The organism is Klebsiella sp. PK18, from assembly GCF_057784655.1.
In genome coordinates this window covers 5,089,014-5,101,664 of sequence record NZ_CM173493.1, presented here as the reverse complement: position 1 = coordinate 5,101,664, position 12,651 = coordinate 5,089,014, and the positions used below count along the sequence as shown (strand labels likewise).

The 12,651-nt window shown below is 56.1% G+C and carries 11 protein-coding genes; 3 read left to right on the top strand and 8 right to left on the bottom strand.

What is annotated here, in order from left to right:
• Positions 1–6 precede the first annotated feature (6 nt).
• Both AC3EMD_RS24990 and AC3EMD_RS24985 read right to left on the bottom strand, forming a co-directional pair.
• Complete coding sequence (locus AC3EMD_RS24990) at positions 7–831, bottom strand: AraC family transcriptional regulator (RefSeq protein WP_012543102.1); 825 nt, start codon at positions 829–831, stop codon at positions 7–9.
• A 77-nt stretch (positions 832–908) separates the two neighbouring features.
• On the bottom strand, positions 909–1,757 hold the full coding sequence (locus AC3EMD_RS24985) for an SDR family oxidoreductase (RefSeq protein ID WP_008807166.1): 849 nt from the start codon (positions 1,755–1,757) through the stop codon (positions 909–911).
• A 90-nt stretch (positions 1,758–1,847) separates the two neighbouring features.
• On the opposite strand from AC3EMD_RS24985, the gene AC3EMD_RS24980 reads away from it, so the two are divergent.
• On the top strand, positions 1,848–2,219 hold the full coding sequence (locus tag AC3EMD_RS24980; protein WP_012543100.1) for a winged helix-turn-helix transcriptional regulator: 372 nt from the start codon (positions 1,848–1,850) through the stop codon (positions 2,217–2,219).
• A gap of 300 nt (positions 2,220–2,519) precedes the next feature.
• Here AC3EMD_RS24980 and cpdB read toward each other — a convergent pair whose 3' ends face one another.
• Positions 2,520–4,463: a 2',3'-cyclic-nucleotide 2'-phosphodiesterase gene (cpdB, locus tag AC3EMD_RS24975; protein ID WP_023323514.1), complete on the bottom strand. Its 1,944-nt coding sequence runs from the start codon at positions 4,461–4,463 to the stop codon at positions 2,520–2,522.
• A 192-nt stretch (positions 4,464–4,655) separates the two neighbouring features.
• On the opposite strand from cpdB, the gene cysQ reads away from it, so the two are divergent.
• Positions 4,656–5,399 carry a 3'(2'),5'-bisphosphate nucleotidase CysQ gene (gene cysQ, locus AC3EMD_RS24970; protein WP_008807163.1) on the top strand — a complete coding sequence of 248 codons (744 nt, stop codon included), beginning with the start codon at positions 4,656–4,658 and terminating at the stop codon, positions 5,397–5,399.
• Here the strand turns inward: cysQ and AC3EMD_RS24965 are convergent.
• Positions 5,389–5,946, bottom strand: a complete 558-nt coding sequence (locus AC3EMD_RS24965) for a YtfJ family protein (RefSeq protein WP_008807162.1) — start codon at positions 5,944–5,946, stop codon at positions 5,389–5,391. The genes cysQ and AC3EMD_RS24965 overlap by 11 nt on opposite strands.
• Before the next feature lie 323 nt (positions 5,947–6,269).
• On the opposite strand from AC3EMD_RS24965, the gene AC3EMD_RS24960 reads away from it, so the two are divergent.
• A complete protein-coding gene (locus AC3EMD_RS24960) occupies positions 6,270–6,476 on the top strand; it encodes a DUF1107 domain-containing protein (RefSeq protein ID WP_002886707.1) in 207 nt (68 codons plus the stop codon).
• 61 nt (positions 6,477–6,537) lie between these two features.
• Here AC3EMD_RS24960 and araC read toward each other — a convergent pair whose 3' ends face one another.
• The 4 genes from araC to paeA all read right to left on the bottom strand — a co-directional run bounded on the left by araC (position 6,538) and on the right by paeA (position 12,239).
• Complete coding sequence (gene araC / locus AC3EMD_RS24955) at positions 6,538–7,410, bottom strand: arabinose operon transcriptional regulator AraC (protein WP_012969101.1); 873 nt, start codon at positions 7,408–7,410, stop codon at positions 6,538–6,540.
• Positions 7,411–7,440: 30 nt separating this feature from the next.
• Entirely contained in the window at positions 7,441–9,450 is a 2,010-nt protein-coding gene (locus AC3EMD_RS24950; protein ID WP_236946823.1) for a beta-galactosidase, read from the bottom strand.
• Positions 9,451–9,468: 18 nt separating this feature from the next.
• Positions 9,469–10,701, bottom strand: a complete 1,233-nt coding sequence (locus AC3EMD_RS24945) for an oligosaccharide MFS transporter (protein ID WP_008807159.1) — start codon at positions 10,699–10,701, stop codon at positions 9,469–9,471.
• Positions 10,702–10,901: 200 nt separating this feature from the next.
• The gene (paeA, locus tag AC3EMD_RS24940; protein ID WP_008807158.1) at positions 10,902–12,239 is read right to left on the bottom strand and encodes a polyamine export protein PaeA; all 1,338 of its coding nucleotides are present in this window, start codon (positions 12,237–12,239) and stop codon (positions 10,902–10,904) included.
• Positions 12,240–12,651: the final 412 nt, after the last annotated feature.

The window sequence follows — 12,651 nt, the reverse complement described above, 5'->3', positions numbered from 1 at the left end:
TGCGCATTAGCGCCTGGCGACCTGCTTCTGATAGCGCACCGGCGTAATGCCGTAACGCAGGGTGAAGGCGCGGGTCAGGTGGGACTGGTCGGTGAGGCCGACGGCTATCGCCACTTCGGCGGCGGGCATACCGTGGGTGAGAAATGCCTTGGCGCGCCACAGACGGATGGCCATCAGCATCTGATGGGGCGTCACGTGATAGTGGGCTTTAAACTGGCGCTGAAAGTGGTACGGGCTAAGCGCCGCCACCTGCGCCAGCTCGTCGAGGGTGATGGGGCGCATATAGTTATCGTGCAGGTAGTCGCGCACCCGGTCGAAGCGATGCCCGGCCTCACCCTGCGCAGAGGCATGGTGGGCCAGAGGGCGGAAGGCGTCGATGAGGTCGAGCAGCAGTCCCTGCTGGGCCAGCGGATCGTCGCTATGCCACAGGCCATAAATCAGCTGGCCAATCTGTCGGGAACGCAGGGGATCCTCGCGGACCACCTCGCTGAACCACCAGTCGCGCACCCCGGTGATGGCTTCCAGACGGTCCGGCTCCAGATAAATCATCCGGTAGCGCCAGCCGTCAGCGGTTTCCGCTTCGCCGGTATGCAGCTCGTCGGGATTCATGGTGACAATGGCGTTCGCGGCGGCGATATGCTGGCTGCCGCGGTAGCGAAAGCGTTCAGCGCCTTGCTCAATCACGCCGATGCCGAAGGCTTCGTGGGTATGGGGTTCAAAGGCGTAGCGAGAGATATGGGCGTGGTAAAGCTCCACCCCGGGCAGCTGTTCGAGATGGCGAAAGCGCGCGCGGTCTTTTTCATCACTAAATTGGGGTGGTACGCCCTGCATGCCTGCCTCCCGACGGTTATCCCTTCAATATGAGAGAGGAACCGCCGGGACGCAACCGCAAAAGCTGACAGGGGTGGTTACAGAATGCCTTTCACGCTTTCAGCAAGGGAGGTGGTCGGACGGCCGATCAGCGTACTCAGGGTGCGGCTGTCGTCAAACAGCCCGCCTTTCGACGCGCCGACATCGGAATCCGCCAGCATATCCGCCAGACCCGCCGGCAGACCGACGCTTTTCAGCGCGGCGGCGAAATCGGCTTCGCTGAGGTTCTGGTAGACCACGTTTTTTCCGCTTTGCGTGCTCAGCTCAGCAGCCAGGTCGCTCAGCGTCCAGGCGTTATCACCCGCCAGTTCGTAAATCTTCCCTTCATGGCCTTCACCAGCGATAACGCGGGCGGCAGCGGCGGCATAATCCGCGCGGGTGGCGGAGGCAATTTTACCCTCGCCGGCGGCACCGATAAACACGCCATGCTCCAGCGCCGGCGGTGCGCTGGCCAGATAGTTTTCGGTATACCAGCCATTGCGCAGCAGGGCGTAAGCGATACCAGAGTCGGCCAGCATCTGCTCGGTTTCAATATGCTCTGCGGCCAGGCCCAGCGGCGAGGTGTCGGCGTGCAGCAGGCTGGTGTAGGCGATGAATGTCACCCCAGCGGCTTTGGCGGCGTTGATGACGTTGCGGTGCTGAACGGCGCGCTGACCGACTTCGCTGGAGGAGATTAACAGCAGTTTATCCACGCCCTGCAGCGCGGCGGTCAGTGCCGCTTCGTCGCTATAGTCGGCCTGACGGACAACGACGCCCTGCTGGCTGAGGGACTGGGCTTTGGCCGGGTTGCGGACAATCGCCACAATCTGGCTGGCAGGGACGGTTTTTAACAGGTCTTGCAGAACGTAGTGGCCAAGCTGGCCGGTGGCACCGGTAAGGGCGATCATGGGTCTTCTCCTTCGTGTTTAGTGGCAGTTGTGGTAAGCTAACACCTTAACTAACTTTTAGTAAGTACGTACAAAAAGGTAAGTGTGAAAATGGCCGAACCGACGCTGAGCGAGAAACTGCGCAACGGCAACCTGTTTGCGGAACAGTGCCCGTCGCGCGATGTGCTTAAACATGTCACCAGTCGCTGGGGCGTGTTGATTCTGGTGGCGCTGCGCGAGGGGACCCATCGCTTCAGCGATCTGCGCCGCAAAATGGGCGGGGTCAGCGAAAAGATGCTGGCGCAGTCGCTGCAGGCCCTGGAGCAGGATGGTTTTATCGACCGCGTCTCTTATCCGGTGGTACCGCCACACGTTGAATATAGCCTGACGCCGCTCGGCCTGCAGGTGAGCGAGAAAGTGGCGGCGCTGGCGGACTGGATCGAGAGCAATCTGCCTGCGGTGTTGGCTAACCACGGGGAGTGAAAATGTATCACTCCCTGTAGCCCCGCCACCGGGGAGATATTCCCGGATAGCGGCTGGCGTCTTATCCGGGCTACCCGTCAGCCCCGGTTGGTAGCCCCGGTAAGCGCAGCGCCGCCGGGGAGATGTACCCGGATAGCGGCTGGCGCCTTATCCGGGCTACCCGTCAGCCCCGGTTTGTAGCCCCGGTAAGCGCAGCGCCGCCGGGGAGATGTACCCGGATAGCGGCTGGCGCCTTATCCGGGCTACCCGTCAGCCCCGGTTTGTAGCCCCGGTAAGCGCAGCGCCATCGGGGAACAGGCATTACTTGCTCAAATCCAGCTGATAAATGGCGAAGCCGATATCATCGGTGGCCACCTGGCGCATTGGATACTGTGCTTTCTCTTTGATAAACGCCGCGGCTTTGTCGCCTGGCGAGGTCTCAAAACGAATATCCAACGGCGTGTTGCTGTGGATCGGCGCCAGACGCCAGTTGTTATCCGCCGCCGGATGGATCGCGCCATCCTTCTTCGATTGCGCGCCTATCCACGCCGCCAGCACTGAACGGTTTTCATCCGGTGAGGCAAAGGCGATATGGCTCTCACCGGTGCCGGCGAATTTGCCGCCGTAAGCGCGATAGTTATTGGTCGCGACCAGGAAAGTGGCCTGCGGATCGACAGGTTTACCGTTAAAGGTCAGGTGCTTAATACGCTCTGCCTGCGGATGGATCATCTGACATTCGCCGTCGTAGCGGGCCGGCTGGGTGACGTCAATCTGGTAGTTCACCCCGTCAATGACGTCGAAGTTATAGGTGCGGAAGCCGTCCCAGTTGATCAGCGACTGCGGCTTGCTGCTGGCGGGATCGATCTGGTTAAACTGTCCGGCGGAGCACTCCAGCCACTCCTTGACCTCTTTCCCGCTGACCTTCATCACCACCAGGGTGTTGGGGTAGAGATAGAGGTCGGCGGCATTGCGGAAGGTGAGCTGACCTTTCTCCACTTCGACAAAGCTCGCCGGATCGTTTTTACGTCCGCCGACTTTAAACGGCGCGGCGGCGGAGAGCACCGGCAGCTTCGCCAGATCCGGGTCGCCCTGAATATAGTGTTCTACATAGGCTTTCTGCGCCATGTTGACCACCTGCACCGTCGGGTCGTCCTGCACCAGCGCCAGATAGCTGTACATGTTGTCGGCGGACTTGCCGATCGGCTTGCTGACGAATTCGCGAGTGGCGTCGTGGTCGGCTTTCAGCACCGCCACCAGCTTGCCGTCTTCGGCCGCCAGCGATTTCTTCGCCACCGCGTCATAGATTGGCCGCGCTTCCGCTCTATTCTGAGTTACCTGCCATTTGCCGCTGTCGTTGTTCAGCACCAGATCAACCACCCCGAGATGATCGCCCCACATTCCCGGCATCACCGCCGGTACGCCGTTCAGCGTCCCTTTGGCGATATCCGCGCCTTTGATGTTGGCGAAGTCTTTACCCGGGAACACCGCGTGGGCATGGCCGAACATAATGGCGTCCACGCCGGGCACCTGGCTTAAGTAGTAGACCGAGTTTTCGGCCATCGCCTGATACGGGTCGGCGGAGAGGCCGGAGTGCGCGACCACGACCACCACATCAGCCCCTTTCGCCCGCATCTCCGGGATATATTTGCGCGCGGTTTCGGTAATGTCGTTGACCGTCACTTTACCGCTGAGATTGGCTTTATCCCAGGTCATGATCTGCGGCGGCACAAAACCGATATAGCCGATGCGCAGAGTATGGGGTTGACCATCGCTGTCCACGACCCGGGTATCCTGGATCAGGTACGGCGTAAACATCGGTTTGCCAGTTTTGGCATCGATGATATTGGCGTTCACGTAGGGGAATTTCGCCCCGGCCAGCGCCTTATGCAGGAAGTCGAGGCCATAATTGAATTCATGGTTGCCCAGGTTGCCGACGGCGTAATTCAGGGTATTCATCGCCTTATACACCGGATGCACATCGCCTTCTTTCAACCCTTTCGCGGCCATGTAGTCGCCTAACGGGCTCCCCTGGATAACATCCCCGTTATCCACCAGCACGCTGTTTTTCGCTTCTGCCCGCGCCTGTTCGATCAGGGTGGCGGTACGGACCAGGCCGAATTTCTCCGTGGCGGCATCTTTGTAATAGTCAAAGTCCATCATATTGCTGTGCAGATCGGTGGTTTCCATGATCCGCAGGTCGACCGTCGCGGCGTTGACGCTGGCGGCGATCAGCGTGGCCAGGAGCGTTGCGCTAAACTTAATCATCAGAGGCGTCCTTTTTTTATGAGCGATAGCACAGTAGAAAATGTATTTATATTCTGTTGCTTACAGAAATGTGAATCTTGCCAGAAAAGCGGGCATAGAAACCGCCATCGTTATCACAGATAGCGGAACTCGCGGTGATGCGATATAAATAAAACAACGAGTTAACGCCACTGTAACCAGACGAGGTGGAGAATGTTAGAACAAGTATGTCAGCTTGCACGGAACGCGGGCGATGCCATCATGGAAGTCTACGATGGAAACCAGCCGATCAACGTCGCCAGCAAGAAAGATGATTCTCCGGTCACGGCGGCGGATATCGCAGCGCATAAAGTCATTGTCAGTGGCCTGCAGGCGCTGGATCCTGATACCCCGATCCTCTCCGAGGAGGACCCGCCGTCCTGGGAAGTGCGCCAGCACTGGCAGCGCTACTGGCTGGTCGACCCGCTGGACGGCACCAAAGAGTTTATTAAGCGTAACGGCGAATTCACCGTCAATATCGCGCTGATTGAAAACGGCAAGCCGACGCTGGGCGTTGTCTATGCCCCGGTGATGAAGGTGATGTACAGCGCGGAAAAAGGCAAAGCGTGGAAAGAAGAGTGCGGGGTGCGCAAGCAGATCCAGGTCCGCGATGCCCGTCCGCCGCTGGTGGTGATCAGTCGCTCTCACGGTAACGATCCGGAGCTGCAGGAGTATCTTGAGCAACTGGGCGAGCATCAAACTACTTCTATCGGATCTTCGCTGAAGTTCTGCCTGGTGGCGGAAGGCCAGGCCCAGCTCTATCCGCGCTTCGGGCCGACCAGCACCTGGGACACTGCCGCCGGCCACGCGGTCGCGGTGGCCGCCGGGGCGCATGTTCACGACTGGCAGGGCAAAACCCTCGACTACACGCCGCGTGAATCCTTCCTCAACCCAGGCTTCCGGGTCTCTATTTATTAAGCAATTTATGCAGCAGGTCGATGACCTGCTGCACCTCCTGCTGGGTCAGCGCACCGTCTTTGGCCCACTTTACGCGACCGTCCTTATCCAGCACCACGATCGCGGAACTCTTCTCGTCCAGTTGCCAGGCTTTACGCACCAGCCCGTTGCTGTCGACGATAAACTGCGACCATGGAAAAAGCTTTTTATTACTCTCAATGCTGCTGCGCACGAACATGCCGGTGCCCGGAATGGCATCGTCGGTGTTAACGATGGTGGTAGTCTGGTAACGATCGTGCGGGAAACCTGCCGCTTTAATCGCCTCGATCAGGTTGGCATTTTTCTCTTTGGCTGACGAGCGACCGGCAATGTGCTGGATAACTCGCACTTTTCCCACCAGCTGCGAGCTGTTCCAGTTTTTATAGCTAAACTTATCCTTATCCAGAATGAGTTCTCCCCGATCCGCGACGCCGACCGGCGCCACACGCTGGCCGTCGACGAAGTTATGCGCTGTGGCCAGCAGCGGGAGAAGCAGTAACGAGGCGGCCAGTATGCTACGTAGGGTCATGCGTAATCCTTAATCATTTTTATGCAGGTGATCCGACCACTTGGTCTCGTTTAATCATAAGTGCGATTGGCGGCGATTACCCGCAATGAGGATGCCAGTTTGCGTGTTGACGCACAAATTAGTAGAAAAATGGCGACTTATACTTACTTCATCGTATGTCCGAAACGAAAATTCTGAATTATTGTCATCAAACGGTAAATAAACTTATACACACTGGGTCCCTCTGAGATTCTGGACTATAGTTTTAGGGCATTAAAATTTGCGCTCCCGATACGTGGGCTAACTGTGGCACCACAGGAGCGTAACCCTGGCAGGAGAGAAGAATGAAAATTTTCCAACGCTACAATCCGCTGCAAGTGGCGAAGTACGTGAAGATCCTGTTTCGTGGACGGTTGTACATCAAGGACGTTGGCGCATTTGAATTTGATAAGGGCAAAATCCTTATCCCGAAGGTCAAGGACAAGCTGCATCTGTCAGTGATGTCCGAAGTCAATCGTCAGGTGTTGCGTCTGCAAACTGAGATGGCATAACCTGAAACGTAGCAGTACGTAGTAGGTAAAAGACGGCTCCCGATGGGAGCCGTTGATGTTTTTAGCCCTTCATTTCCGCATAGCGTTTGCGATATTCGCCCGGTGGGACTCCGTTATGTTTACGAAAAAGGCGGGTGAAATAGACCGGATCGCTGTAACCCACCGATAAAGCAATTTTGTTTAGTGGGAGCGAGGTGCTCTGAATAAGCCACCTGGCGCGGTTGATGCGCTGTGTTTCCCGCCACGCATAGACCGTTTGCCCCAGTTCATTTTTGAAAAGGTGCGCCAGACGTGAAGGGGAGATAAACACCATCGCCGCCAGGGTCTCGATTTTTACCTCCTGCGCAATATGGGCGTTAAGATAGTCGCAGATGGCGTTAATCCGTGGGTCGTGGGCATGGCGGTTGCTAATGGGCTGCTGCTGAAAACAGCGGAGAATTAATCTCTCCAGCGCGTTCATTGCCAGCGCTTCTGACAGCGGTACGGACGCAGAGTGGTGGCGTATTACTTCGTAGAAAAGATCGCGCAGCTGCTGGAGCTGGTCGGGATCGTTAATGGTTGTTTTGCCGATACCGTGGGTGGTTTGGTCCCACTTTAGCCAGTCTATCCAGTAGGGGCGGGGGATAAAGTAGATCCACAGATGGTCCCAGTACTCGCTGTGTTCGTCCCTGCCGTAATGATGGGGCACGCCGGGAGGAAACAGCAACAGATCGTTTTCCCGGCACAGCAGGAAGCCATCGCCCGCTTTCGCCCGCGCCTGGCCGCGCAGGGTCAGATTAATGATGTAACCTTTCATCCCCTGCGGGCGATTAATGTAGTAGTCCAGCGTGGAGCCGCGGGTAATCGGCGTGAAGCCTGCGACGACCCAGGCATTGAAGGTAAAGGTTTTCATCAATGGCGAGAAATTGAGTAGCTCATTGATATCCAGTTCCATTCTCTCTCCCACCTGAGCGCCGCCGCGTCGTTAGCTTTCGATGATAGTAAATTCCCAGGCCCTGAGGCGCAACGGCTGGCCGACGTCTACAGCCTCCCCGCTCAGCAGCGCGGTACCCGCGGTCTCGCTGACAACATCCAGCGCCTCGCCGGAGTAATTGAACAGGAAGTGGATAGTATTTCCGGCTCGGTTACGCATCTTTTTAACCACTAACGGATAGCGATAGGCGGAAGTTCGCGAGTTCAGCGTGAGATCCGCCGTCAGGACATCAAACAGCTGGCTAATCAGGCGCTTGTGCGGCAGGAAGCCAACGTACAGGGCGCGTCCCTGACCGTAATCCGCCGCCGTTGCGGCGGCGTATTCGCCCCATGCCGGATGCTGATAGCGCAGCAGTGTGCGGGTTCCGCCATCGGGCGTCAGCAATTCCATCCACAGCTCAGCCTGATTATCATTGCGGCAATCAATCTCTGCGCTGCATGAGCTTACCGTCGTCCCTTCCGGCAGGGTGAACTGGCTGTAGCTGACGCCGCAGCTCTGGCGCAAAATCCCCGGCTGCGCGCTGTTGCGCACCTTGACATTTTCATCGCTAAAGCCTGATTTAAAGCCGATCAGCGCTCTGCCGCCCCGGGCGATATAGTCGTTAATCCGTGTTAGCAGGCCATCATCGGCGGCGTACAGACCAGGAACGATCAGTACCCGGTAGCGCGAGGTTTCCTCGTTCACATCGTGGATGATGTCGAGGCTGATATTGTGGTCATACAGCGCATCGTGGAAGCGGCGGAAGATATCGTTATAAATGTTGCCCTCGGCATCGCCGGGACGGAAGTGATTGAGGGCGTCCATCGCCTCATTGCTTATTAGCAACGCGACGTCATTTTCGGCCTTCAGCTCCGCCAGCTGCGGCGACAGGCGGGCGAAATCGGCGCCGATGGTGGTGGCTTCCTGCCAGGTTGGGTTGCGCGAGAAGTCGTGGCTGAGCAGCCCCTTCCAGTAGGTTTCGAAGGCGTTATGAATCGAATGCCAGTGCCAGTAGGAGACCATGGCGGCGCCGGAGGCGATATGGCTGAATGCCTGCAGGCGTAGCTGGCCCGGGAAGGGGGTCCACTGGGCGAAGCCCTGAGCCTGGGTTTCCAGTACGAAGTAGTTCTGACCCGGCTTAAGCGAGCGGGTGATGGCGCCGCCAAAGGCGATTTCCCGCCCGGTCAGGTGCGCCTGGCTCGGGTGATAGATATCGACGCCGGCGATATCCAGCGCCTGTGCCGCCGCAAAATGGTCGACCCGCGGCTGCACGCCGTAAGAGTAACCGCGCCATTCGAAATCGAAGTTGTGGGTGACGAACTGGTGCGGCTGGGCGTATTCCCGAACGATGGCCGCCTGCCAGGCCAGATACTCGGTGACCTGCTGACGCTGATAGCGAGAGAAGGCGCAGGCGAGGCTGGCGTTGATGGTGTTTTCCACCGGCGGAAAATCCTGCCAGCGGTCAATGCGGTTGCTCCAGTAATCCAGGCCGAAATCGCGATTCAGCTGCCGGAGGTCAGGATATTTCTCCTGCAGGCTGCGCACGAAGCCCTCCTGCATATAGCGGCCAATATTGTCGTAATGCTTGGTTTCGTTATCCAGTTGCCAGCCGATAATCGCCGGATGGTGCTGCACATGGGCCATCAGCGTGCGGATAATTTTTTCGGCATAGCGGCGAAAGGTCGGATTGACGATATCCATGATCTGCCGCGGGCCATATTTTTGCTGCCCCGCGACGGTGGTGACCAGAATATCGGGATGTTTCGCCGCCAGCCAGGCCGGTACCGCATAGGTCGGCGTCCCGACGATGACCGCAATGCCGGCCTCATGCATCGCCTCCAGCACCCGGTCGATATGGTAGAAATTGTACTGGCCCTCTTCAGGCTCCAGCGTACTCCAGGTGGACTCGGCAATACGCACCACGTTAATGCCGGTTTCGCGCATTAAGGCGATATCCTTAGCCAGCCGATCTTCCGGCATATATTCATCGTAATACGCCACGCCATAAAATAAATGAGACATACACACTACCTCCTGACATTAATTCGCGGGCACCGGTTGTGAAGCGAAGACACGCGCTTTATCCAGCGTAATAAAAGAAATGAGCGTGAAGCACAGAGCGATACCGCCGAGTACGATATAACTGCTGGTAAAGCCCATGCTCTGGTACATATGGCCGATACCGGTCGAGAGAAAAATAGAGCTAAAGCTTTTCGAAAACTGGAAGCCAATTAAGTAAACAGTCGCTGACAGCAGAGGGTTAAAGTTAGCGGTAATATATTTTAGCGCCGCGACGAGGAGCACCGAGCTTTCAAAGCCGTGGAGGAGTTTAATCAGGCTGATGGATACCGGGCCAATAGCCCATGCGGAGCCGATAATGCGCAAGCTCATAATCAGCCCGCAGTATAACAGCGCATTTTTCGGGCCGATTTTATTCACAAACCATGGCGCAAAGAACATCACGATGGCATCAAGGAAAATCTGACCCGTGGTTAAATAACCGAAGACTTCTGCACCCCGGGCTTTACTCTCAAAGAAATGGCTGTAATAGATAGCGAACTGCTGGTCATAGGTTTCATAGACCGCCCCGACGCCAATGACATAGAGGGCGAAGAACCAGAATTTTTTAATTTTTAACAGCGAGACGGCATCGCGGAGGGTAACCGGCGAGGCTTTGCCAGACAGCAATCCCTGCTGCGGGTGGGCGCTGATCTGCATTTTCCAGACAATGACCAGCAGGCAGACGCCTGCGCCGCTGGCCAACCAGAAAATCATATTCTGATCAATGCCGTAGAGTTTTCCTGCCGCAAAGGTGCCGATCGCGGCGCCGATGCCGCCGAACATCCGCGCCCGGCCAAATTCGAAACTGGAGGCGCGGCTGACTTTATCAATGTAGGCTTCGCAAACCCCGCAGCCTGCGCCGTAGGCCATGCCAATATAAAGGCCGCCAGCCAGCGCGCCGAGGAACACATTTATTTTTAACAGGGGAGCAAAGACATAGATCCAATAAGGGGCGAATAACGTGATTATAATCGCCAGCATCCACATCAGATTTTTACGATATACCAGTTTATCGGAGATGAAGCCGAATAACGGCTGAACGCAGACGGCGACAATAGCGGTAAAGGAATAGACCAGGCCGACGTCCGTATAATTGATGCCGATGGTTTCCGTTAACCACAGTGATAAATAGGGGTAGCAGCATCCCCAGCCTATAAAGAAGAACAGGAAAAACAGACAGCTGATAAAGTAATTTTTATTTGACGTTATCATGGTAACCCTCGCTTCCTTTATTCAGGAATATGATCGTGTAGACGCGGGCAACGTTACCTTTTTGCGTGGCGAGGAGTCATGAACGTTCCGCTATCGAGCAGGAGTAATCTGCTATCGGCAGAGGGGCGTGAGCCGCTTCACATTCGGGACATAAAAAAAGGGCGGATGGTTATCCGCCCTTGAGAGAGAAAAGGTCAGGCTCAGGCGTTCTGGCTTTCCGCCGCTTCGGCCTGCTTGGGCACCAGCACCGTTGGCTTGTTATCGATACGGGTCACCAGCAGCTGGTCGATCCGGTAGTTATCGATATCCACGACCTCAAACTTATACCCGGAGAACTTCACCGCGTCGGTGCGTTTGGGGATTTTACGCAGCATAAACATCATAAAGCCGCCGATGGTCTCGTAATTCCCGGACTGCGGGAACTCGTCGATATCCAGCACACGCATCACGTCATCAATCGGCGTACCGCCATCGATCAGCCACGAGTTTTCATCACGGGCGACAATCTGCTCTTCCAGCCCCTGGCCGACGAGGTCGCCCATCAGGGTGGTCATGACGTCGTTGAGGGTGATGATCCCGACGACCAGCGCGTATTCATTCATGATCACCGCGAAATCTTCGCCGGCGGTTTTGAAGCTTTCCAGCGCTTCTGACAGGGTCAGGGTATCCGGCACGATCAGCGTGTTGCGGATCTGCACGCCGCCGGTCAGGACCAGGCTCTGGTTGGCCAGTACGCGGTTCAGCAGATCTTTTGAATCGACGTAACCGATAATGTGGTCGATATCTTCATTACAGACGAGGAATTTCGAGTGTGGATGTTCGGCCACTTTATTTTTCAGGCTCTGCTCGTCTTCGTGTAAATCAAACCAAATGACGTTTTCGCGCGAGGTCATGGAGGAAGGAACGGTACGGGACTCCAGCTCGAACACGTTCTCAATCAGCTCGTGCTCCTGCTTGCGCAGCACCCCGGCCAGCGCGCCGGCTTCAACGACGGCATAGATATCGTCGGAAGTAATATCGTCTTTACGCACCATCGGCAGTTTGAAGATGCGGAAGATCATGTTGGCCATGCCGTTAAACAACCACACCAGCGGGCGGAAGACTAACAGGCAGAAGCGCATCGGGTTGATGATGCGCAGAGCCACGGTTTCGGGCGCAATCATACCGATGCGTTTCGGAGTCAGGTCAGCAAACAGGATGAACAAGCTGGTGACCAGGGTAAAAGAGATGATGAAGCTCAGCTGCTCGGACAGCTCCGGCGACATATACCCGCTGAGCAGGCTATGAAATGCCGGGGAGAAGGCCGCGTCGCCCACGATACCGCCAAGAATGGCGACGGCATTGAGGCCGATTTGCACGACGGTAAAGAAGGTGCCCGGGTTTTCCTGCATCTTCAGCACGCGCTGTGCGTTGACGTTGCCTTCATCGGCCAGCAGTTTCAGTTTGATTTTACGTGAGGCGGCCAGTGAGATTTCCGATATCGAAAAAAAGGCACTGACGGCTATCAGACAGAGTATTACTAAAATACTGTTTAACATATCTTTTCTGACCGTTGAGGTCAGATCCTCGGAAGGGAAGTTGATCGAACTATAAGGAAGCTACTTGAACACCCGCCCACAGGCGTGGGCTGGCAATTTCAGAAGGTAGTATAGCGTAACAGTCAGCAAAATCGCCAGAGCATTGATTAATCATTGTTAATTACGCGGTTATCTCTCCGCCACGCGTCAGCGTAAACGCGTACTTATGATGACAGGTGCGTCGCAGGATAATTCCCGCAACAAGAGCGACTCATCTGCAGGTGAAAGGGAAGTCGATGATCCGCTAATAAAGGGAGCGGAGTCGATCACAGAAATTCATCTGCCATGATAATAGCGGATGAAAATTTGTGATGAGAATAGCATCGGTATTTTTACCGTCTTGACCATTCGTATTTAGTAATAGAAATATATC